General features: G+C 72.9%; 18 protein-coding genes and 1 pseudogene. 3 read left to right on the top strand and 16 right to left on the bottom strand.

Annotation, left to right across the window (positions count from 1 at the left end; translation table 11 throughout):
• Positions 1-21: 21 nt before the first annotated feature.
• Together ACEZDE_RS00250 and ACEZDE_RS00245 are read right to left on the bottom strand one after the other, a co-directional pair.
• On the bottom strand, positions 22-339 hold the full coding sequence (locus tag ACEZDE_RS00250) for a hypothetical protein (protein ID WP_380530190.1): 318 nt from the start codon (positions 337-339) through the stop codon (positions 22-24).
• A 70-nt stretch (positions 340-409) separates the two neighbouring features.
• The gene (locus ACEZDE_RS00245; protein WP_380530187.1) at positions 410-2,047 is read right to left on the bottom strand and encodes an LCP family protein; all 1,638 of its coding nucleotides are present in this window, start codon (positions 2,045-2,047) and stop codon (positions 410-412) included.
• Between the two features lie 230 nt (positions 2,048-2,277).
• Between ACEZDE_RS00245 and ACEZDE_RS00240 the strand changes: the two genes are divergently transcribed.
• The 3 genes from ACEZDE_RS00240 to ACEZDE_RS00230 all read left to right on the top strand — a co-directional run bounded on the left by ACEZDE_RS00240 (position 2,278) and on the right by ACEZDE_RS00230 (position 5,650).
• On the top strand, positions 2,278-2,955 hold the full coding sequence (locus tag ACEZDE_RS00240) for a GAP family protein (protein ID WP_380530184.1): 678 nt from the start codon (positions 2,278-2,280) through the stop codon (positions 2,953-2,955).
• Between the two features lie 104 nt (positions 2,956-3,059).
• On the top strand, positions 3,060-4,712 hold the full coding sequence (locus tag ACEZDE_RS00235; protein ID WP_380530182.1) for a SulP family inorganic anion transporter: 1,653 nt from the start codon (positions 3,060-3,062) through the stop codon (positions 4,710-4,712).
• A 176-nt stretch (positions 4,713-4,888) separates the two neighbouring features.
• Positions 4,889-5,650, top strand: a complete 762-nt coding sequence (locus ACEZDE_RS00230) for a DUF4232 domain-containing protein (protein ID WP_380530179.1) — start codon at positions 4,889-4,891, stop codon at positions 5,648-5,650.
• Between the two features lie 93 nt (positions 5,651-5,743).
• Here the strand turns inward: ACEZDE_RS00230 and ACEZDE_RS00225 are convergent, their stop codons facing one another.
• From ACEZDE_RS00225 to ACEZDE_RS00160, 14 genes and pseudogenes are all read right to left on the bottom strand, one after another.
• On the bottom strand, positions 5,744-6,622 hold the full coding sequence (locus tag ACEZDE_RS00225; RefSeq protein WP_380530176.1) for a GNAT family N-acetyltransferase: 879 nt from the start codon (positions 6,620-6,622) through the stop codon (positions 5,744-5,746).
• Positions 6,623-6,889: 267 nt separating this feature from the next.
• Positions 6,890-8,080, bottom strand: coding sequence for an acetyl-CoA C-acetyltransferase (locus ACEZDE_RS00220; protein ID WP_380530172.1), 1,191 nt, complete (start codon positions 8,078-8,080; stop codon positions 6,890-6,892).
• 2 nt (positions 8,081-8,082) lie between these two features.
• Positions 8,083-9,486, bottom strand: a complete 1,404-nt coding sequence (locus tag ACEZDE_RS00215; protein WP_380530169.1) for a class I adenylate-forming enzyme family protein — start codon at positions 9,484-9,486, stop codon at positions 8,083-8,085.
• Positions 9,483-10,715 (bottom strand): acyl-CoA dehydrogenase family protein, encoded by a 1,233-nt coding sequence (locus ACEZDE_RS00210; RefSeq protein ID WP_380531137.1) that lies wholly within the window; start codon positions 10,713-10,715, stop codon positions 9,483-9,485. The genes ACEZDE_RS00215 and ACEZDE_RS00210 overlap by 4 nt, the downstream gene beginning before the upstream one ends.
• Positions 10,716-10,768: 53 nt before the next feature.
• Complete coding sequence (locus tag ACEZDE_RS00205; protein ID WP_380530166.1) at positions 10,769-11,467, bottom strand: ATP-binding cassette domain-containing protein; 699 nt, start codon at positions 11,465-11,467, stop codon at positions 10,769-10,771.
• Positions 11,461-13,416, bottom strand: a complete 1,956-nt coding sequence (locus ACEZDE_RS00200; RefSeq protein WP_380530163.1) for a dipeptide/oligopeptide/nickel ABC transporter permease/ATP-binding protein — start codon at positions 13,414-13,416, stop codon at positions 11,461-11,463. Before ACEZDE_RS00200 ends, ACEZDE_RS00205 begins: the two co-directional genes overlap by 7 nt.
• The gene (locus tag ACEZDE_RS00195) at positions 13,413-14,378 is read right to left on the bottom strand and encodes an ABC transporter permease (protein ID WP_380530160.1); all 966 of its coding nucleotides are present in this window, start codon (positions 14,376-14,378) and stop codon (positions 13,413-13,415) included. Before ACEZDE_RS00195 ends, ACEZDE_RS00200 begins: the two co-directional genes overlap by 4 nt.
• A 41-nt stretch (positions 14,379-14,419) precedes the next feature.
• Positions 14,420-16,018: an ABC transporter substrate-binding protein gene (locus ACEZDE_RS00190; RefSeq protein ID WP_380530157.1), complete on the bottom strand. Its 1,599-nt coding sequence runs from the start codon at positions 16,016-16,018 to the stop codon at positions 14,420-14,422.
• A 137-nt stretch (positions 16,019-16,155) separates the two neighbouring features.
• Positions 16,156-17,586 (bottom strand): amidase, encoded by a 1,431-nt coding sequence (locus tag ACEZDE_RS00185; RefSeq protein WP_380530155.1) that lies wholly within the window; start codon positions 17,584-17,586, stop codon positions 16,156-16,158.
• The gene (locus tag ACEZDE_RS00180; RefSeq protein ID WP_380530152.1) at positions 17,583-18,227 is read right to left on the bottom strand and encodes a TetR/AcrR family transcriptional regulator; all 645 of its coding nucleotides are present in this window, start codon (positions 18,225-18,227) and stop codon (positions 17,583-17,585) included. The genes ACEZDE_RS00185 and ACEZDE_RS00180 overlap by 4 nt, the downstream gene beginning before the upstream one ends.
• The gene (locus ACEZDE_RS00175; protein ID WP_380530149.1) at positions 18,214-19,926 is read right to left on the bottom strand and encodes an acyl-CoA dehydrogenase; all 1,713 of its coding nucleotides are present in this window, start codon (positions 19,924-19,926) and stop codon (positions 18,214-18,216) included. Before ACEZDE_RS00175 ends, ACEZDE_RS00180 begins: the two co-directional genes overlap by 14 nt.
• Positions 19,927-19,996: 70 nt before the next feature.
• Positions 19,997-20,719 carry a sulfite exporter TauE/SafE family protein gene (locus tag ACEZDE_RS00170; protein ID WP_380530146.1) on the bottom strand — a complete coding sequence of 241 codons (723 nt, stop codon included), beginning with the start codon at positions 20,717-20,719 and terminating at the stop codon, positions 19,997-19,999.
• Between the two features lie 195 nt (positions 20,720-20,914).
• A complete protein-coding gene (gene paaI, locus ACEZDE_RS00165; RefSeq protein ID WP_380530143.1) occupies positions 20,915-21,376 on the bottom strand; it encodes a hydroxyphenylacetyl-CoA thioesterase PaaI in 462 nt (153 codons plus the stop codon).
• A 148-nt stretch (positions 21,377-21,524) separates the two neighbouring features.
• Positions 21,525-22,418 (bottom strand): annotated as a pseudogene (locus ACEZDE_RS00160) (alcohol dehydrogenase catalytic domain-containing protein); the annotation flags it as partial.
• Positions 22,419-22,420 lie beyond the last annotated feature (2 nt).

Raw genomic sequence — 22,420 nt, 5'->3', positions numbered from 1 at the left:
CACACGCCGGTTGACCAGGTGTCAGATCCCCGCGGAGGGCAGCGGGACCAGGCTCTCGGAGTCGGCCGGAAGCCAGCGCGAGCGCCCGCCGTCGCCGATGGCCGTGACCCGGCACCACGGGCGGCCCTCGGCGGGCTGCCACCAGGCGGTGATCCGCCCCAACTGCCAGGCCCCGTCAGGGGAGCGGATCTCGACCGGCCGGTAGACCCGCCTGACCTCGGCCTGCGGCGGCTGCCAGGCCGGGACGCGGTGCTCGGCGGCGTCGCCAGTGCTGTCGCTGTTGCCGCAGTCGGCGCCGGCGTCGGGCGTGGGGCCTTCGTGGTGCTGATGCGGTGTCATCTGTCTCCCGTGCTCCCGTGCTCCTGGGACCGCTCCGGTCGGCGGACCGCCTCCGTGTGACCCGCCCGGGTCACGGCGCGGAGTTCGGGACCTTGGGGCTGAGGGCGTAGGCCCGGATCGGGGTCATCCCGCCGTACCCGGGGAGGCTGACCGTGTACTGGGTGCCGACCTGGGCGCAGGAGCCGGTCTGGTTGCCGGTCTGCACATGGGCGTTGCTGAGCGCGACCTTGGTGTTGAGCGGCGCGGCCGAGGCCTTGCCGCCGGGGAAGACGGTGCCGCTGGTCCAGTCGGCGCCGATGACCAGGTGGATGCCCGCGGCGCTGCCCTGCTTGAGCGCGCTGCTCGGCAGGCCGAGGCTGGCCGCGACCTCCTGGGCGTCCGCCTGGCGGCCCGGACCGTAGCTGAGCGCGGTGGTCCTGACGTCGGTGGACGGCGGGCTCTCGATGGCGCTGTTGGAGGCGTAGCCGTCGCTGATCAGCGACTGCAGCACGGCCCCGGCGTGACCCTGGACCGTGGTGCCGTTCGCCACGTGGACCGCGATGTCCGCGGGCGCCGTCGCCGACTTGGCCGGGGCGGCGGGCGCGTGGGACGCGGCGGCGGAGGCGGCGGCCGAGGCCCCGGCGGCGGACCTGGTCCCGGCCGCGGTGGTCAGCGACTGGTCGTTGGCGATGCCGGAGAAGAGGGTCTGCGCGCCCGCGGCGATCACCAGGCGGTTCTGGTTCGCCGGGTCCAGCGAGGTCTGCATGGTGGTGAAGGTGATCCGGTCGGTGGGGACCTTGTTGAGGTCGTCGGCCAGGCCGGTCAGCTTGGGGATGCTGTCGAGGCCGGGGTCCACGGTGAGCGCCTTGGTGGCGGCGTTGGCCAGGTCCCAGAGCCTGGTCGGGCTGGTGAGCGTGCCCGCGCTCTTCATCTGGTTGATCATCGCGGTCAGGAAGATGTGCTGGGCGGCGGTGCGCCCGACGTCGCCGCCGTCGCCGAAGCCGTGCCGGGTCCGGACGAACTCCAGCGCCGCCACGCCCTTGAGGGTGTGGGTGCCCTTGGCGAGCTTCAGGTGCGACTGGGGGTCGTAGACGTTGTTGCTGACGCAGACGTTCACCCCGCCCACCGCGTCCGACATGGCGACCACGCCGCTGAAGTCGACCAGGGCGAAGTGGTCGATCGGGACGCCGGTCAACTGGTGGATGGCGGCGACGCTGCACCCGGGTCCGTAGGCGAGAGCGCTGTTGATCATGCCGGTGCCGCCGGAGGTGCTGGCGCCGGACTTGTCGTCCTTGCAGGCGGGCAGCGAGGTCATCAGGTCGCGCGGGATGCTCATCACCGTCGCGTTGCTGCGGTCGGCGGAGATGTGCACCAGCATCTCGACGTCGGCGTTGCCGTGGCTGGGGTCGACGCCCCCGGCGCAGTCGCCGCCGAGCTTGCAGTCGGCGGCGTCGGCCCGTCCGTCGGAGCCGATCACCAGCATGTTGATGGGGCTGCGGCCGAAGGCGTCGACCTTCTCGGTGCCGGCGTTGCCGGTGGTCCCGGAGAACAGCGCGTCGCTCTTGATGTTGCCGTTGAGCTTCTCGTACGCGTACACCCCTCCCGCCAGGGCCACCACCAGCACGCCCGCGGTGCCGATGGCTATCAGCTTGAGCGGTTTCCGCCGGCCGCCTTTCTTCGCGGCCTTGCGTATCGCCGCGCGACCGCCGTCGCCCCTGGTGTCGCTCATCGTCACATCCCTGGTTGGTGTCGAAGGCACAGGAGTGAGGACTCACCACCCTCGGACCCCGGTTCCACAGATGCGCAACTTAGCAAGTGTTCATGACTCCTCCATAAGGACCATCGTGAGAATGCCTCCGACGAAGAGCGGCGCCTGCGGCGTTGCTATGGGGCAAAAGCGATATTCCGCCCATATAGTCCAGAGTTGCTGAGCTGACCCGTCGAGAAGGGGAGGGCGTCGTGGGCAACGCCGTCGGCCAGATGCTGGCCTCGGCGGTCGGTATCGCGATCAGCCCGATTCCGATCATCGCCGTCGTGCTGATGCTCGCCACCGAACGCGGACGCGCCAACGGCATCGCCTTCACGCTCGCCTGGCTGCTCACCCTCGGCCTGGTCAGCACCGTCGTGGTGCTGCTCGGCTCCGGCGGCGGCGCCCACAGTGACGGCGGCCCGGCCACCTGGACCTCCTGGACCAAGCTCGTCCTCGGGCTGGTGTTCCTGCTGCTGGGCGTCAAGCAGTGGACCGGCAGGCCGAAAGCGGGCGAGGAGGCGCAGATGCCCGGGTGGATGCGGACCGTCGACTCCTTCACCCCGGGCAAGTCCGCCGGTCTGGCCGCCGCGTTGGCCGGGCTGAACCCGAAGAACCTGGTGCTGGCCGTCGGCGGTGCCCTGTCCGTCGCTGCCAGCACCGGCGGCGTCGGCGGCAAGACGGTCGCCACCGTGCTGTTCGTGCTGGTCGGCTCACTGTGTGCGCTGCTGCCGCTGGGCGTCTACCTGTTGGGCGGCGAACGCGCGGCGGACACCCTGCAGTCCTGGAAGACCTGGATGGCCGCGCACAACGGGGCGATCATGACCGTGCTGCTGCTGATCCTGGGCGCCAAGTACATCGGCGACGCGATCAGCGCGCTCACCGCATGAGCGGGGGCGGGAGCGGTAGCGCGGCTGCGGGCCGGGCCGGGGGTACGGGCGGTGGCGGGGGCTCGGGTACGGGCTCGGGTACCGGTGGTGGTCGGGCCTGGCCGGTGGCGGACTGGCTGCGCGGCTACCGGCCGGGCGACCTGCTGCGCGGGGACAGCCTCGCCGCGCTGACGGCGTGGGCGCTGATCGTGCCCGAGTGCGTGGCCTACGCGCAGATCGCCGGAGTCCCGCCGCAGAACGCCTTCTACGCCGCCCCGGTCGCCCTGCTGGTCTACGCGCTGCTGGGCCGTTCCCGCTTCCTGATCATCGGGGCCACCTCCGCGGCGGCCGTCCTCTCCGGGGCCACCGTCAGCGGCATCAGCACCGACCCGAAGCAGGCGGTCGGGCTCTCGGCCGCGCTGGCGATCCTGGCCGGCGGCGTCCTGCTGGCGGCCGGGATCGCCCGGCTCGGCTTCATCACCAACTTCCTGGCCGAACCCGCCCTGGTCGGCTTCCTGTTCGGGATGGCACTGACCATCGTGGTCCGGCAGGCCGCGAAGATCCTCGGCGTCTCCAGCGGCGACGGCGACTTCTTCCAGCGGATCTGGCACCTGTTCGCCCACATCGGCGACTGGAGCGGGCTGTCCATCGCGGTGGGCGTGCTGGCGATGGCGCTGCTGTTCGGCCTGGAGCGCTTTCTGCCCAAGCTCCCGGCCTCACTGATCGTGCTGGTCCTCGGCCTGGCGGTGTCCGCCGCCGCGCAACTGAAGGACCACGGCGTCGAGATCGTCGGGAAGATCCCGTCCGCGATCCCGACCCCGCACCTGCCCGGCATCCCGGCCGAGGACTGGCTCACCCTCACCGCCGGGGCCTTCGGCGTCGCGCTGGTCTGCTTCGCCGAGGCGTTCAGCATCGCCGGACGCTTCGCCCGGGAGAGCGGCGACGAGGTCGACGCCGACCGGGAGATGGCCGCCCTCGGTGCGAGCAACATCGCGGTCGGCTTCTTCCGCGGCTTCGTGGTATCCGGAAGCGCCTCGCGCACGGCCGCCGCCAAGGGCGCGGGCGCCGCGACCCCGATGGTCTCGCTGATCGCCGCGGTGCTGGTCCTGGTCACCGGCGCGTTCCTGACCCCGCTGTTCACCGACCTGCCCGAACCCGTCCTGGGTGCGATCGTCATCGTCGCCGTCCGCGGCTTCCTGCGGGTCGGCGAACTGCGCCGTTACGCCCGGCTCGACCGGCCCAGCCTGTGGATCGCCCTCACCGCCATCACCGGCGTGCTGGTCTTCGACCTGCTGCCCGGCCTGCTCCTGGCGGTGGTGCTCTCGCTGCTCATGTTCATCGGCGCCGCCAGCCGCCCGCCCGTCGCGGTGCTGGGGCGACTGCCCGGCACCGAGCGCTGGGGCGACACCGCCGACGCCCCGACCGCCCGCACCGTCCCCGGCGTCCTGGTGCTGCGACCCGACTCGGCCCTGTTCTTCGGCAACGCGGACCGGGTGCGGCTGACCGTGCTGGCCCGGGTCGCCGCGGCCGACCCGCGTCCCGGCAGCGTGCTGCTCGACCTGAACGCCAGCTACCGCTTCGGCCTGCCGGTCCTGGACGCGCTCCTCGACCTGTGCGGCGAACTCGACCACCAGGGCGTCACCCTGCGCCTGGTCCGGATCCGGGCGATGGCCTGGGACGACCTCGCCCGGCACCCGCTCGGCGAGGCCCCCGTCCACGCCACCGTCGAGGAGGGCCTTGCCGCCGCTCAGCAGACCGGTCGACCGGCTGGGCGGTGAGTTCGACTCACCGGCGACCCACCGTTGATCCACGCGGGGGTTTGTGACCGTTCGGTCACCGCTGTCACAGCCATGTCACTGCGGCAACCGGATCTTCCCTGGGCGCGTGTAAAAAATCATGTGAGGCCGGAGCAGAGCGGCGAAAGTGCCACATCCGGCCCGTTGGGGGATTTCTGATGAGTGTTCAGCTGCGTGGCCTGGGCAACCTGCGGATGGCGGCGACGGTCGGAATGGTGCTGGCGGCGGGCGCGGCGCTCACGGCCTGCCAGGGCGGCGCGTCGGGGAGCGCGGTCGTCGGGGGCGCCACGGTGTCCGCCTCGGCGGCGGCGAGCGCGGGTGCGGGGGACGCCGGTGCGGGGGGTGCCGGATCCACGGCCGCCCCTGCTCCCGCCCCGACGACGGCCGCGGCGAGCGGGTCCAGCGGGGGCGGTAACGGTGGAACTGGCGGCGGTTCCGGCGCCGGTTCCGGCGCCGCCGCGGGGGCGGCCGGCGCCGCCGCGACCACCACCCGCTGCCGGACCGCGAACCTCGGCTTCTCCTTCGGCCCCGACAGTGGGGCCCAGGCGGTGGGCAGCCAGGGCGGGATCGACGTGGTGCTCACCAACAAGGGTGGCGGCGACTGCACCCTGTACGGCTTCCCGGGGGTCGACATCGTCAGCAAGTCCGGTACTCACTGGTCACTCGCCCGGCAGGCCGCGAGCGTCCGCACGGTGACGCTGAAACCGGGCGCCAAGGCCTCCTTCGAAATCACCTACATGCCCTTCGACTCCGGCAGCCCCGGTGGCTCGGTGGCCTTCAAGGCCGCGGACATCCTGGTCACCCCGCCCGGTGAGACCCACTCCGCCACCCTGAAGTGGGACGGCTTCGCCGACGTCATGGACCAGAGCGGCGCCACCCACCCCGGCACCTACGTCGGCCCGGTGACCGCCGGCGACTGACTCCTGCGGCGGAGCGGGCCCCGCTAGGGCGTGTATCGAAAGCACGGACAGGCCGGGCGGGGTGATGCCCCGGTCCGGCCCGTCCGCTCTCTGCTAAAGGTCGAGCTGATGCTGGTGTGTCGTGTGCGTGGGTGTGTAGCCGAGACCGTCGTTGATCTGTCTCATGTGCGCGTTGCTGTCGGCGGTGTCGGTCAGAAGGCCATCGAGGTCCGGATAGTCCCTACGGGCTTGACGGATCGACTCGGCCTTCATCCATCGACCGAGGCCGTGACCACGGTGCTCGGGCAGCACGCCCGTGCCGTAGTGCTGGCCGTCACCCGCGCCGTTGCCGGGGATGACGAGTTCGGTGAACCCGGCGATCGAGCCATTGGAGGCGTCGATGGCGACGACGGTGTACAGGTGGTCGCCGCGCTGTTCGACGGCCTTCGCCGCGGCCCGCAAGCGGTCCACGTCCCAGGCCACGGTGCCGTACTCGGCGTCGTCCATGGGCATGTCGTCCATGGCGCGGCGTGAGGCGGCGAACGTCCGGGCGAGGTCGTCGGGGACGGTTCCCTGCCATGACGTCAGCCGGTAGCCGGGATGAGGACGCTCGACGATTCCGGCGAGGACGGTGGTGTCCACCTCAGCCATTGCCAGACGGGTGTACCTGAAGGTGAGTACCTTCCGGAAACCGCGCGCCGCCAGGAAGTGGTCGCCGGGCGATCCGGCTTCTGCCTGCGCGACGACGCGGCGTCGGGCGTTGTCCCGGGCGGTGGCCACGACGGTGTCGAGGAGGCGGGAGCCGACGCCCTTGCGGCGCTCCGCGGGGTGAACGTGGAGGTCGAGCTCGGCGAGGTCCTCCTGTCCGTCGTCGAGCAGGCGCAGGAAGGCGGTCCCGGCAGGGATGGAGTCCGCGTCCGACGCCAGCCAGGCGAGACGCCGGCCGTGCGGCCCGTGAGCGGGGTCGGTCAGTGGGGTGATGCGAAGGGACAAGGTGTCTCCGTCGAGAGGAGGTGGCAAGGGTCAGTACGCGAGCTCAACTCCTGGGCACTCGTGCGCATGTGCTCCACACCTCCTGGTCGACAGCGCCGGCCTGCACCGATGCGGGCGGCTGGGTGAACCTAGCGGGCCGAGTGACCCCTGGGCAACGGGTTAACGAAAAGGCGGTGCGCGCGTGTGGTCACAGCCACTCGTTGATGGCCGCGACGAGGACGGTCGCCTCATAGCGGACCGCGAGCTTGTCGTATCTCGACACACGGCCTAGGAGAGCCGCTCGACGACCATGGCCATGCCCTGGCCGCCGCCGACGCACATGGTCTCCAGGCCGAACTGCTTGTCGTGCCAGCGCAGCGAGTTGATCAGCGTGGTGGCGATCCGGGCGCCGGTCATCCCGAACGGGTGGCCGACCGCGATGGCGCCGCCGTTGATGTTCAGCTTCTCCAGCGGGATGCCCAGGTCCTGGTAGGAGGGGATGACCTGGGCTGCGAACGCCTCGTTGATTTCGACCAGGTCGATGTCGTCGATGCTCATCCCGGCCAGGGCCAGGGCGCGCCTGGACGCCTCCACCGGGCCGAGGCCCATGATCTCCGGGGAGATCCCGGAGACCGCGGTGGAGACCACCCGGGCGAGCGGGGTGATGCCCAACTGCGCTGCCTTGCGGTCGGACATGACCACCAGCGCGGCCGCTCCGTCGTTGAGCGAGCAGCAGTTCCCCGCGGTCACCCGGCCGTCCGGGCGGAACACCGGCTTCAGGCCGGAGACCGCCTCCAGGGTGACGCCCGCGCGCGGGCCGTCGTCGGCGCTGACCACGGTGCCGTCCGGGGTGGTCACCGGGGTGATCTCGCGGGCCCAGAAGCCGTCCGCGACGGCCTCCTCGGCCAGGTTCTGCGAGCGGACGGCGAACTCGTCCATCTCCCGGCGGCTGATCCCGCGCGACTCGGCAACGTTCTCCGCGGTCTGGCCCATCGCGATGTAGACGTCCGGCAGCAGCCCGTCCAGCCGCGGGTCCCGCCACGGCGCGAACTGCTCGCTGCGGGCCCTGGCCTGGTCGAAGCGCGGGTTCAGGGCCGGCTCAAGCACGGGGTAGCGGGAGACCGCCTCGACGCCCGCGGAGATGAACACCTCGCCCTCGCCGGACCTGATGGCGTGCAGCGCCATCCGGGTGGTCTGCAGGCTGGAGGAGCAGAACCGGGTGGTGGTGCAGCCCGGCAGCTGGTCCTGGCCGAGCAGCACGGCGACCACCCGGGCCAGGTTCTGGCCCTGCTCGCCGTACGGCTCGCCGCAGCCGAGCAGCAGGTCGTCGATCTCGGCCGGGTCCAGCTGTGGGACCTGGTCCAGTGCGGCCCGCACCACCTGGGCGGTGAGTTCGTCGGGGCGCAGCGTTGCCAGCGAGCCCTTGCGGGCGCGGCCGATCGGGGAGCGGGTGGCGGCGACGATGACGGCTTCGGGCATGGTTATCGCATCTCTCGTTTGAGGTATTTGCCGGAGGCGCTCTTCGGCAGTTCGGGCAGGAAGCGCACCTCGCGCGGGTACTTGTACGGGGCGAGCCGCTCCCGGCAGTAGGCGGTGATCTCGTCCGGGGTCACCCGGGCGCCCGGGCGCAGCGACAGCACCGCGACCACCTCCTCGCCGAGCCGGTCGTCCTGACGGCCGATCACCGCGGCCTCGCGGACCGCGGGGTGGGTGCCGAGGACCTCCTCCACCTCGCGCGGGTACACGTTGTAGCCGCCGCGGATGATCAGGTCCTTGATCCGGTCGACGATGTAGTAGAAGCCGTCGTCGTCGCGGAAGGCCAGGTCGCCAGTGTGCAGCCAGCCGTCGACGACGGCGGCGGCGGTCGCGGCCGGGTCGTCGAGGTAGCCCTTCATCACCGCGAAGCCCTTGAGCAGCAGCTCCCCGACGTGCTCCTCGCCGGAGGCGTCGGTGCCGGCGATCCGCGCCTCGATGCCGCGGAGCGGCCGGCCCACCGACAGGGCGCGGCGGTCGTCGGGCCGGTTCAGCAGTCCGGCCGCGCCGGTCTCGGACATCCCGAAGCCCTCCAGCACCGGGGCGCCGAACCGCTTCTCGAAGGCGTCGAGGACCACGGCCGGCATGGACGCCCCGCCGCTGGAGCCGATCCGCAGGCTGCCCAGGTCGCGCCCGCCGAGGTCGGCGGCCAGCAGCGCGTGGTACATGGTCGGCACGCCGAGCATCACCGTGACCCGGTCCCTGGCCACGGCGTCCAGCACCGCCCCGGTCTCGAAGCGGGGCACCAGGCTGAGCGTGGTGCCGAACAGGACACTGGAGTTGACCAGCGAGGACAGGCCGTAGATGTGGGAGAGCGGGAGGGCGGCGAGGGTCACGTCGTCCGCCCGGACGCCGAAGGCCTCGCCGGCGGCGGTGCAGGTCATGTAGAGCTGGAAGTGCGTCAGTTCGGCGCCCTTGGGCCGCCCGGTGGTCCCGCTCGTGTAGATGACGACGGCGGTGTCGTCCGGGCGGGTGGCCGCGGCGGGCAGGGCGGCCCGGGGCCGCGCCGCCAGCGCGTCCACCTGCTCGGGGCGGTCGAGGTGGAGCCGGGCCCGGGAGTGCTCCCGCTGGTAGCCGGCCTCGGCCGGGGTGAGCATCGGGTTGACCGGGACCATGACCAGGCCCGCCTTGAGGATGCCGAAGTAGGCGACGACGAACTCCGGCACGTTCGGCAGCTGCACGGTGACCCGGTCGCCGTCGCGCAGTCCGCTGTCCCGCAGCGCGGCGGCCACCAGGCCGGAGAGCTCGTCCAGCCGACGGTAGCTCAGGGTGCCCGCCGCGCTGTGGCAGAAGGCCTTGTCCGGGTGGGCCAGCGCGGACGCGCGGAGCATGTCGGCCAGGTTGAAGCTCATCGGGCGGACTCCGGGTCCGGCCGGTCTGCCCGGGACCGGGCCTGGGCGGCGAGCTCGCGCTTGGCCAGGGAGTGCCGGTGCACCTCGTCGGGGCCGTCCGCCAACCGCAGCGCCCGCGCTCCGACCCACAGTTCGGCCAGCGGGAAGTCCTGGCTGACGCCGCCGCCGCCGTGGGTCTGGATCGCCTTGTCCAGCACCCATTCCGCCATCGACGGGACCACGATCTTGATGGCCTGGATCTCGCTGTGCGCGCCCTTGTTGCCGACGGTGTCCATCAGCCAGGCGGTCTTCAGCACCAGCAGCCGGGCCTGCTCGATCCGGACCCGGGACTCGGCGATCCACTCCCTGACCACGCCCTGTTCGGCCAGCGTCCGACCGAAGGCGACCCGTTCGTCGGCCCGACGGCACATCAGTTCGAGGCCGCGCTCGGCCATCCCGATCAGCCGCATGCAGTGGTGGATCCGGCCGGGTCCGAGCCGGGCCTGCGAGATCGCGAAGCCCTCGCCCTCCCCGGCGATCAGGTTCCCGGCCGGGACCCGGGCGCCGGTGAAGCGCACCTCGGCGTGGCCGCCGTGCCACTCGTCCCGGTAGCCGAAGGCCGTCATCGGCCGGACCACTTCGACGCCGGGGGTGTCCCTGGGCACCAGGACCATGCTCTGCTGCCGGTGCCGGGGGGCGTCCGGGTCGGTCTTGCCCATGACGACGAACACCGCGCAGTTGGGGTTCATCGCCCCGGAGATGAACCACTTGCGGCCGTCGAGCACGTAGTCGCCGCCGTCGCGGCGGATGCGGGTGGTGATGTTGGTGGCGTCGGAGGAGGCGACGTCGGGCTCGGTCATCGCGAAGGCCGAGCGGATGGTCCCGTCGAGCAGGGGGCGCAGCCAGCGCTCCTTCTGCTCCGGGGTGCCGAACTCGTCCAGCACGCCCATGTTGCCGGTGTCGGGGGCGCCGCAGTTGAGCGCCTCGGGGGCGAGCGCGGGGCTGTGCCCGGTGATCTCGGCCAGCGGGGCGTAGGCGAGGTTGGGCAGATCGCGGAACAGGTTCCACAGGCCGCGGGAGCGGGCCTCGGCCTTGAGCCGCTCCATCACCGGGTGGGTGTGCCAGCCGGTCACCGGGGGGCGCGGGTCGGCCTGGTACAGCTCGCGTTCGGCCGGGCGGATCCGCTCGTCCATGAAGGCGAGCAGGTCCCGTCGGAGCTGCTCGGTGCGGTCGTCGAATCCGAAGTGCATGGTCACGCCCTTGTGTGGATCTGTGTGGGAGGGGAGCCGGTGCTGACGCACCGTCAGTACAGCGCGCTCGCGAGCAGTCGCTGGGTGTACGCGTGCGCGGGGGAGCGGAACAGCTGGTCGCGCGGGGCCCGTTCGACGATCTCGCCGGCCCGCATCACCGCGATCTCGTCGCTGACGTGGCGCACCACGGCGAGGTCGTGCGAGATGAAGAGCATGGTCAGGCCGAACCGGACGCGCAGGCTGCGGAGCACGTTGAGCACCTCGGCCTGGACCGAGCAGTCGAGCGCCGAGGTGATCTCGTCGGCGATCAGCAGCGCCGGGCGCACGGCCAGGGCCCTGGCGATGGCGACCCGCTGCCGCTGGCCGCCGGAGAACTGGTGCGGGTAGCGGTCGGCCGCCTGTGGGTCGAGGGCGACGGTCTCCAGCAGCTCGGCGATCCGGTCCCGGTGCTCGGCCGGGCGGCCGCGCCGGGGGTCGATCGCCTCGGCCAGGGTCTGACCCACCGTCATCCGGGGGTTCAGCGAGCCGTACGGGTCCTGCGGGACGAGCTGGACCCGGCGGGCCTCGGCGGCCACGGTGATGCTGCCGGAGCGCGGCTTGACCATCCCGACCACCGCCTTGGCCAGCGTGGACTTGCCCGATCCCGACTCCCCGACCAGGCCGAGGGTGCGGCCCTCGGCCAGGTCGAGGTCGACGTCGTGCAGCACCGTGTGCCGCCCGAACCCCACGTTCAGCCCGCTGACGGTCAGCATCGGTCGGCTCCTTCGGTGGCGGCGGCCTCGGCCGCGGCGACATGGCAGGCGACCCGGTCGGCGAAGGCCGGCGGCTCGGTACGGCAGCGGTCCACGGCCAGCGCGCAGCGCGGCGCGAAGGCGCAGCCGGCCGGGCGGAGCGCCGGGGCCGGCGGACGGCCGGGGATGGTGGCCAGCGGCGCCGGCTCGGCCGCGGCAGCGGCATCGTCGGTACCGGCGGCGTCGGCCCCGGCGTCGGACGGTTCGGCGGCGCGGGGCGGCTCCGGGTCCTGCTGCTCGAACACCCGGGGGGTGGCTGCCAGCAGCGCCCTGGTGTACGGGTGCCGGACGTTCCCGGCGCGCAGGTCGGCGACGGTCAGCTCCTCGACGATCCGGCCGCTGTACATCACCAGCACCCGGCTGCACACCGACGCGATCACGCCGATGTCGTGCGAGATCAGCAGCACCGCGGTGCCGTCCCGCTGGTTCGCCCGGCGCAGCAGCTCCAGCACCTCGGCCTGGACGGTGACGTCCAGCGCGGTGGTCGGCTCGTCCGCGATCAGCAGCCGGGGCCCGGTCAGCAGCGCCGAGGCGATCATGGCGCGCTGCCGCATTCCGCCGGACAGCTCGTGCGGGTACTGCCGCATCCGGCGCTCCGGCGCGTCGACCTTGGCCAGGTCCAGCTGCTCGGCCGCGAGCCGGCGGGCCTCCGCCGCCGGCACCCGGCCGCCGGTGTCGGTGCCGTGCACCCGCAGCACCTCGGTGAGCTGGGTGCCGACCTTCATGGTGGGGTTGAACGAGGCGGCCGGGTCCTGGTAGACGATGCCGATCCGGCGGGCCAGCCGCCCCCGGTCGGGACGGCCGCGCAGGTCGAGCCCGGCCGACCGGAGCTGCTCCGCCTCGGCGGTCAGCCCCTCCGGCAGCAGCCGGGCCAGCGCCATCGCGGTCAGGCTCTTGCCCGAGCCGGACTCGCCGACCAGGCCGACCACCTCGCCGTCGGCGACGGCCAGCGAGACGCCGTCGACCAGCCGCGACCCGTCGGGGCCGAACACCACCAGCTCCTCGGCCACGGCCGCGGCGGACGCGGTCGCCGGGTCGGTGCCGGACACCGCGTCCGAGGCCGCCGCCGGGACCGGCGCCGCCTTGGGGGTGCGCTTCATGGTGGCGAGCCGGGCCGCCCGCGGGTCGAGCGAGGCGGCCAGGCCGTCGCCGACCAGGCCGCCGGCCAGCCCGGCCAGCACGATCGCCGCGGCCGGGCCGAGCGCCGCCGCCGGGTTGGTGTAGATGCCCTGCAGACCGGTGGCGAGCAGCCGTCCCCAGTCGTAGCCGGGCGGCTGCACGCCGAGGCTCAGGAAGGACAGCCCGGACAGCGCCTTCAGCGCCACGGTGAACGAGACCGAGGTCAGCACCAGCAGCGGTTCGGCGATGTTGGGCAGCAGATGGCGGCGCAGCAGCCGGCGCCGGGAGACCCCGAGCAGCCGGGCCGACCAGACGAAGTCCCGGGCGGCCACCGAGGCGACCAGGTTCGCGGTCAGCCGGGCGAAGGCCGGGCAGGTGGCCAGGCCGATCGCGACCACCGAGGTGACCGCGCCGGGGCCCAGGACCGCGGCCACCACCAGGGCCAGGATCACCGCCGGGTAGGAGATCATCACGTCGATCACCCGCAGCCCGATCTCCCGCACCCGGGGGCCGCAGACCCAGATCGCGGCCCCGATCGCGATGCCGGCCACCGAGGCGAGCGCGGCGGCGGCGACGGACATCAGCAGGGTGATCCGGGTGGCGACCATGGTCCGGGCGAACACGTCGCGGCCCAGCGCGTCGGTGCCGAACAGGTGCCGGCCGGAGGCGGTCAGGTTGGCCTGGTCGGTCAGCTGGGTGGCGGCGTTGCCCCAGACCCACGGTGCGACGACCGCGACGACCACCAGGACGGCCATCAGGGCCAGGCCGGCGATCAGGCTGATGCGCTTCATGCGTGCGTCTCCGCTCCGCCGAGCCTGCGCGGGTCGAGGACGCCGAGCAGGATGTCGATGAGGATGTTGATGCTGGTGGCGATCAGCCCGAGGACCAGCACGATGCCCTGGATCACCGGGTAGTCGCGGGCCAGGATGGCCTGAACCACCATGCTGCCGAGGCCGGGCCAGCCGAACACGGTTTCGATCACCACCGTGCCGCCGAGCAGCCCGGTCAGCATCAGCCCGCCCAGGGTCAGCGTGCTGGTCAGCAGGTTCGGCAGGGCGTGCCGCAGGTGCAGCCGGGCCGCGCCGAGCCGCTTGCCGCGGGCGGTGCGCAGGTACTCCTGGCCGAGCACCACCCCGGCCTCCCGGCGCACGATCCGGGCCAGCGCGCAGATCGGGCCGACCGCCACCGCGAGCACCGGCAGTACCAGTGCGTCCAGGGTGGCCGCGCCGGCCGGCGGGAACCAGCCCAGCTTCAGCGCGAACAACGCCACCAGCACGGTGCCGAGCACGTACTCGGGGACCGCGCCGAACAGCGCGGTGACCGCGGTGAAGCCGCTGTCCAGCGCGCCGCGGCGGCCGCCCTGGCAGCCGACCGCCACAGCCAGTCCTAGCGGGACGCTGACCAGCAGCACCAGGGCGAGCCCGAGGAAGGCCAGCTCGGCGGTGTAGGGGAGCCGGTCACCGATCAGCGCGGCCACCTGCTGCCCGTTCTGCGAGAACGAGGTGCCGAGATTGCCGTGCGCCAACTGGCCCAGGTAGGACCAGAACTGACGCCACAGCGGTTGATCGAGGCGCAACTGGTGGCGGATCACCGCCACCTGCGCGCCGGTGGCGTCCTGTCCGGCCAGCACGCGGGCCGGATCGCCGGGGATCAGCTGGACGATCAGGAAGGTGCCGACCACCAGGGCGCCGAGGACGGCGCACAGACTGGCCAGCCTGTGTATCGCGAACCGGAGCCAGCGGGACTGCGTCATGGGGCCGGCACCTTCCTCTCCTTGCAGGGACGGGACGTGGATCAGCCCGCGACGCGGACCGTGCTGGGATCGAACAGCCCGTCCGGGGTGAGCAGGGCGATCCGCTTGGCGTAGATGGAGTACGCGTCGACCGACGCCAGCGGCACCACGTCGTGGCTGCTCAGCAGCGCGGCCTGGGCGGACTGCCAGGCGGCGCACTGGGCGGTCGGGTCAGTGGTCGCGTTCGCCTGCTGGAACGCCCCGGTGAAGGCGGAGTTCTGGATGTCACCGAAGTTGCGGCCGGCCGGCGGCGGTCCGCCGATGAAGAAGCTGGCCGGGACCACCATCTGGTTGGTCAGGTTGAGGTTGGGCAGCACGGTGACGTCCCAGTTGCCCTGGCCGGCCAGCACGTCGCTGCTCCAGGTGGCGCTGTCCTGGTTCTTCAGCGTCACGTTCGCGCCCGCGGCCTGGAGCGCGGCCTGCACGTACTCGTTCCCGGCCCCGGCGGCGACCGCGTTGGTGCCCTCTACGGTGATCTTGACGCCCTTCAGCGCTGACTTCGCCGCCGCCGCGTCGTACGGGGTGAGCAGCGACTTGTCGGTGTTGACGCACGCCACCTGGGACGAGGCGATGCTGTTGATCAGCGCGCCGGTGCCCTTGGTGACCGCGCTGTTGAACGCGCTCTGGCTCAGCGCCTGGGCGACCGCGGTCCGCACCGCGGGCTTGGCGGTCGCGTGTCCGGCCCGCTCGTTGAACACCGCGAACATGGTGACGATCGGTGAGCCCTTGACGGTGTAGCCGGACTTGCCGACGAACCTGGCGGTGTCGGGGCCGGTCAGACCGGCGTAGTCGAGCTGACCGGAGAGCAGTTCGTTGGCCATGGTGCTCTCGGAGGCGAACACGTTCATGTTCACCGTGGCCGGGACGGTGCCGGCCGGGGCGTTCTGGTACTTCGGGCCCCAGGTGTAACCGGAGCGCGCGGTGAGCGCGTAGCCGATGCCGGGCTTGAGGGCGCTCGCCGAGGCCGAGTAGTAGGGGCCGGTGCCGGCGCCCTTCAGGCCGTCCTTGAGCACCTGCGGGTTCGCCAGGCCCGCCGGGCAGACGATGCTGGTCTGCGGGATGGTCAGGCTGTTGAGCATGCTGGCCCAGGGGGTCTGCAGGGTCACCGTGACCGTGCCGGCCTGGTCGTCGCCGGTGATCACCGGCTTGTTGCTGCCGAAGACCTGCCCCACGGCGGGCGCGGCGGTGGCCGGGTCGGCGAAGCGGGAGAGCGACTTGGCCACGTCGGTGGCGGTCAGCGCGGTGCCGTCGCTGCAGCTGACCCCGTGCTGCAGGGTGAAGGTGGCGCTGGTGGGGGTGACCTTCCAGCTGCTGGCCAGACCGGGGATGACGGTGCCGCCGTCGTCCTGGCGGACCAGGGTGTCGAACATCATCCGCTCCATCAGGAAGTCCGCGGCGACGGATCCCTTGGCCGGGTCCAGCGTGGTCGGGTCGGAGGCCAGGGCGATCGAGACCGCCGAGGTCTTCGCCGCCGCGGAGCCGCCCGATCCGGTCGCCCCGCCACTGCTGCCCGCGGTGCCGCCGGTGGTGCAGGCGGACACCGCCAGCCCCACCCCGACCAGCATCGCCATCGTGCGCACAGGGGCGCGTCTGTCAGTCATCGGAGACTCCTTTGTCATGATGCGTTTGTCATGATGCGTGCGGAAATGTTCACCAACGGAAGGCAGGAAACGGGCAGACTGGAGCCGGGGACGGCGTGAGCCGCCTCCTGCGGACGTGCTGTGCGGTTTCGCCCGGGTCAGGCGCCGGGACGTTCGGGGGCCGGATCGCCGGGCAGCGGCGGCCGGCGGTGGGCCCAGGGGTGCGCGGCCTCCACCTGGGCGCACAGGCTCAGCAGGGCCGCGTCGCCGGCCGGACGGCCGGTCAGCATCACGCCGACCGGGAAGCCCTGGGCGGTCCAGTGCAGCGGCAGGCTGGCCGAGGGCTGGCCGGTGATGTTGAACGCGGCGGTGTAGGGGCTGAACGCCGACTGGCGCTCGATCTCGCCGGTCCGGTCCTCCGGTTCGCCGAACCAGCCCGGCGGTGGCGGCAGCGTGCCCAGGGTCGGGGTGAGTACGGCGTCGTACGGGGCCAGCGCGGCTACCGCCCGCCGGGCGCCGAGCTGCAGCGCGGTCAGCGCGCCGAACACGCTCTCGCCGCTCAGCCCGCGGGCCCGCTCGCGCCACCAGCGGGACACCGGCCGCAGCAGGTGCTCGTCCGCCGCCGCCACTGGCACGTTCAGTTGCTGCATCGCCCAGGTCACCAGGTACGGCTCGACCAGGTCCTCGCCGAACGGGCTGTCGATCGGCTCGACCCGGTGGCCGAGTTCCGCCAGCAGTGCCGCGGCCCGGTCGAACGCGGTCCGGCAGTCCGGGTCGGCCTGCGGCGCGTAGCAGGCGATCCGCAGCCGTCCCGGCTCGCGGCCGGTGGCGGCGAGGAAGGTCTCGCCGGGCGGCAGCGGCGGCGCCCAGAACGGGTCGCCGGGCATCGGCACCGCCAGCGCGTCCAGCATCGCCGCGGCGTCCCGCACCGTCCGTGAGATCGGGCCCTGTACGGAGAGGCCGGTCACGTCGTTGCCCAGCGGGCCGTTGCTGACCCGGCCCCGGGACGGCTTGAAACCGAACACCCCGCAGGCCGAGGCCGGGATCCGGAGCGAGCCGCCGCCGTCGCTGCCGTGCGCCACCGGGACCATGCCGGCGGCCACCGCCACCGCCGCGCCGCCGCTGGAGCCGCCGGCCGTCCTGGCCGGGTCCCAGGGGCTGCGGGCCGAGGGCGCGACGTCGTTGTCGGTGTAGGGGGAGGCGCCGAACTCCGGGGTGTTGGTCTTGCCCAGGCTGATCATCCCGGCCCGGCGGAGCAGGGTGACCGTGTGCGCGTCGACGGCCGGCCGGAAGCCGCGGAAGGCGGCCGAGCCGAAGGTGGTGACCGTGTCCGCGGTGCCGATCAGGTCCTTGACCGCGGTCGGCACCCCGGCCAGCGGCGAGGCGTCCCCGGCCGGAGCGGCCGGGTGCTCGGCCGCCCGTGCCCTGGCCGCCTCGGCGGTGACGGTGACGAAGGCCCCGAGCGCCGCGTCGAACCGGGCGATCCGGCTCAGGCAGTGCTCGACCAGGTCGGCCGGCGTCAGCTCGCCGCGGCGGACCGCGGCGCCCATCGCCACCGCGTCCAGGCCGTCGAGTTCGGTGGAGGTCACGGGCTCTCCTTGGGGGTCAGACCGGCCATCATCAGGTCGGCGAGTTCGCCGGCGATCTGCTGGGCGGTCATCGGGCCGTCCGGGCGGAACCAGGTGTGCAGCGAGTTGGTCACCCCGAAGATCGCCCAGCTGACCACCTGCGGCGAGGCGGTCAGCGCGAACCGGCCGGACTCCTGCGCCGAGCGGATCAACTCCCTTACCGAGTCCTGGTACTGGCGCCAGTCGACCTGGAGCTGCTGGTAGCGCTCCGGGTCCATCCTGGCGATCTCCTGGGCGAAGACCGAGTTGGCCTTCATGGTCGCGGCGGTCTCGCAGACGATCGACTCGATCACCGCGCGCAGGGTCCGCTCCGGATCCTGGCCGAGTGCCAGGATCCGCTGGAGGTCCGCCAACTGCCCGGCGATGCTCTCGTGGTACATCGCGTAGAGCAGTTCCTCCTTGGCCGCGAAGTGGTGGTAGAAGCCGCCCTTGGTGGTCCCGGCCGCGGTGACGATCTGCTGCACCGAGGTGGCGTCGTAACCCTGGGCGGCGAACAGGTCGACCGCGGTCTCGATCACCCGGGCCCTGATGTCCCCCTGCCGGGGGCGGCCGCGACGGGGCCGGGCCGGGACGTCCTCGGGGGCGGTGTCAGAAAGCGTCATCGGGTACCTCCATGAGCTCGGGGCCGGTCCGCTCCATGATCCGCCGACGCGCGGCGAGCTCGGGCAGGACGGTGGCGGTGAAGAACTGTGCCGCCGCGACCTTCCCACGGGCGAAGCCGTCCTCGCGCCCCTCGCAGAGCCGGGCCTGACACCGCAGCAGCCAGCCGACCAGCAGGTCGCCGAGGCTCAGCAGCAGCCGGGTGGTGTGGGCACCGATCCGGTAGACCTCGGCCGGGTCCTTCCGGGCGTCGTCGTCCCAGCCGAGCATCATCCCGGTCATGGCCCGCACCTCGGCGACCGCCTCGGCCAGCTCCGGGTCGTCGATCCGGTCCAGCAGCCGGTCCAGCACCGCGCCGCGGTCCCGGGCGATCTTGCGGAAGAACAGGTCCTGGCCCTGGATCCCGGTGGTGCCCTCGTAGAGGGTGTCGATCTTGGTGTCGCGGAGGTACTGCTCCATCGGGTGGTCCTGGAGGAAGCCGGAGCCGCCGAGGGTCTGCAGGCTCAGCGTCAGCATCTCGAAGGAGCGCTCCGAGCCGACCCCCTTGACCAGCGGCAGCAGCAGGTCGTTCAGTGCCGGGTCGCCCAGGTCGAGCTGGGCGGCGGTGAACAGGTAGAGCGCGCGCAGGCCCTCGGCGTAGCACTTCTGCAGCATCAGCATCCGGCGCACGTCCGGGTGCTGGTCGATGGTCACCCGGGGCGCCGAGGGGTCGGCCCGGCGGGTCAGGTCCGAGCCCTGCACCCGCTCGGCGGCGTAGGCGCGAGCGTTGAGGTAGCCGGTGGACAGGGTGGCGATCGCCTTGACCCCGACCTGCATCCGGGCGCCCTCGATCACCTTGAACATCTGCGCGATGCCCTCGTGCCGGTCGCCGACCAGCCAGCCGACCGCGGGCTGCTTCGCGCCGAAGGTCAGTTCGCAGGTGGTGGAGACCTTGATGCCCATCTTCCGCTCAACGTTGGTGGCGTGGACGCCGTTGCGGTCCAGCAGCTCACCGGTCTCGCGGTCGAACAGGAACTTGGGCACCACGAACATCGACAGGCCCTTGGTCCCGGCCGCCGCGCCCTCGGGCCGTGCCAGCACGAAGTGGACGATGTTCTCGGCGAGGTCGTGCTCGCCCGAGGTGATGAAGCGCTTGACGCCCTCGATGTGCCAGCTGCCGTCCGGCTGACGACGCGCCACGGTCCGTCCGGCGCCCACGTCGGAGCCGGCCTCGGGCTCGGTCAGCACCATGGTGGCGGCCCAGCTCTTCTCGATCATCGTCCGGGCGGTCCGCTGCTGTTCCGGGGTGCCCAGCCGGTACAGCAGGCCGGCCATCGAGGGGCCGGCGCTGTACATGAACACGGGGGCGTTGGCGCCCTGGACCAGCTCCATCAGCGCCCACCACAGGGCCCGCGGCGCGGCGGTGCCGCCCAGCTCCTCCGGCACGTCGAGCCGCCACCAGCCGCCGTCCAGGTAGGCGCGGAACGCCTGGCGGAAGGGCTCGGGCAGCCGGACGCTGGACGTCTCCGGGTCGAACACGGGCGGGTTGCGGTCGCCGTCCGCGTACGAGTCGGCCAGCACGTTCCGGGACAGCCGGTCCACCTCGTCGATCATGGCCTCGACGGTGTCGCGGTCCAGGTCGGCCGGGAGCAGGTGGTCCAGGCCGAGCAGATCGAAGAGGGTGAACTTCACGTCACGGACGTTGCTGCGGAAGTGGCTCATGGGAGGGAATCTGAGTCCTCGGGCCGCCGGGCGTCAAGACCGACCAGTCGGTCTGTAATAGATTCGTGACCTAGCCGAGGGCCGCGCCGGCCACCGCGACCAGGGCGCTGACCAGCAGTGCGGACAGCACGATGCGGCGGAAACCGGCCGCGTCGATCCGGCGGAAGACCAGGTTCCCGAGCAGGCCGCCGACCGCGCAGGCGGCTAGTCCGGTCCCGCTCAGTGCCCAGGCTCCGGCGCTGATCTGGCCGGCCGCGAGGAACCCGGCGACACCGACCGCGCCGCTGAGCGTCAGCGCCGCGGCGGAGGTCGCCCGGAACCCGCGCGGGTCCAGCCGCAGGGCCTGCAGGCAGGCCACCAGTGGTGGGCCGTTGGTGCCGGTCGAGGTCAGCAGCACTCCGCTGAGGAAGCCGATCGCGCCGATCCGCCCCGCGGTCGGGCGCAGCCGCCAGCCGCGCCAGACCGCGAGCGAGCTGCCGCAGACGACTACCGCGATCACCGCGCCCAGCAGCGCGTCCGGAAGCCGCGCCAGCGCGACCAGGCCGAGCGGCATGCCGAGTACGGCCGGGACGCAGAGGCGCAGCGTCACCGGCCAGCTCACCTGGCGCCGTTCGGCGGCCGTGGTCACGGCGGTGAGCGCCAGGCTGACCAGGGTCACCGCGACCACCGCGGTGCGCGCCGGGCCGACCGCGCTCAGCAGCGGGACGGCGATCAGCGCGAAGCCGAAGCCGGCCACGGTCTGGGCGAACGCGGCCAGCCCGAGCACGGCGAAGGCAAGGAGGTAGCCGTCCACGGCGGGGGCCCTTCGGGCGGGGGGCGGGGCGGCCCCGGGGTGGGAGCGGGGTGGGCGCGGGGTGGGCGCGGTGCGCAGACCGACTGGTCGGTATCCTGGCCGCCGCCGGGTCACGGGGTCAAGGGGAGCGCCACCTCCCGGTCACCCGCCCGTGCCGGTCGCCTGCCCGTGCCGGTCGCCTGCCCGCGCCCGCGGTCACGGCGCGGTGGGCGGCTCCGGCGGTGCGGTTGCGATCGTGCGGCTACGGCCGCGGAACTCCGCGATGACGTCGCTGCCGCGCAGGACGGTGACGTCGTAGATGCCACTGCGGCCGTAGCGGGTGCGCTCCTGGGCGGTGGCGGTCAGCAGGTCGCCCTCGTGCGCGGGGGCGACGAAGCTGACGTCGGCTCCGGCCGCGACGGTGGCGGGGCCGTAGGAGTTGCAGGCGCAGGCGAAGGCGGTGTCCGCGAAGAGGAAGAGGTAGCCGCCGTGGGCGGTGCCATGGCCGTTGACCATGGCGGCGGTCACCGCCATGCGCAGCCGGGCGGTGCCCGGTCCGGCCTCCAGCAGCTCGATGCCGAGCCCCTGCGAGGCCTTGTCCGCGGCGAACATCGCCTCCGCCGGGTTGGTGGCGGGGTTGGTGGCCGGGCTGCCTTCGGCTCCGGTTGCCTCGTTCATCAGCGGTCCCACCCTCTCTGCCGACCGAACATTCGGTTAGCGGCCGTCGCCGCCAACTAACCAAGCATCCGAGCCGCCTGTCAAGGGAGGGGGCGGCCGGGTCGGACGTGCGGGCCGTCGACACAGCCCGGCCGCACAGCCCGGTCGATCATGAACTGGACGGTGTCCCGGAACGCACCGCGGCCTGGAAGGTGACCACGACCTTCCCGTGGACATGGCGTCCTGCCTGCAGTCGCACCGCCTCCTGGATCTGTTCGACCGGGAAGGCCGCGGCGATCGGCACGGTGATCTCACCGGCGGCGACGGCGTCGGCGATCCGCTCCAGATCCCCGGGGCGGGCGTCGATGCCGCCGGTGGGCCGCACGCCGCCGGGCGGGTTGGGACCGGCGGCGATCGTGGAGATCCGCTCCGCGGGGACGCCGAGGGCGAGGGCCGCCTCGGCTGCCTCGGTGCCGTAGAGGTCGGTCGCCGCGTCCACGCCGTCGGGGGCCGCCGCGCGCACCCGGTCCTCCAGCCCGGGACCGTAGGCGACGGGGGTGGCGCCGAAGCGCCGGACGAAGTCGAAGGTGCCTTCCGAGGCGGTTCCGATCACCCGGGCCCCGGTGAGCCCGGCGAGTTGGACGGCCAGCACCCCGACCCCGCCGGCCGCGCCGCCGACCAGGACGGTGTCGCCGGCCCCCGCGCCGACCGTCGCGAGCGCCGCCGCTGCGGTCAGTCCGGCCACGGTCAGCGTGCCGGCCACCTCGTCAGTGACCTCGGCCGGGGTGTGCAGGAGGCTGTCCGCTCCGGCGGGGTCGACCACCACGAAGTCGGCGGCGGCCCGGCCGGTCGCGGCCCCGTAGACCCGGTCGCCCACCGCGAAGCCGGAGACGCCGTCGCCCACCTCGTCCACGGTCCCGGCGAAGTCGGTGCCGAAGCAGGACGGCAGGGTGATCCCGAACTGCTGTGCCACCTCCGGCATCGAGGACAGGATCCAGTCCATCGGGTTGAGGCCGACCGCGGCCACCCGCACCCGTACCTCACCTGCTCCCGCGTGCGGCTCCG

The sequence above is a fragment of the Streptacidiphilus cavernicola genome (assembly GCF_042510955.1).
GTDB classification, from domain to species: domain Bacteria; phylum Actinomycetota; class Actinomycetes; order Streptomycetales; family Streptomycetaceae; genus Streptacidiphilus; species Streptacidiphilus cavernicola.
Note: the sequence above shows the minus strand (reverse complement) of the source record. Positions and strands in the feature narration are given on the sequence as shown.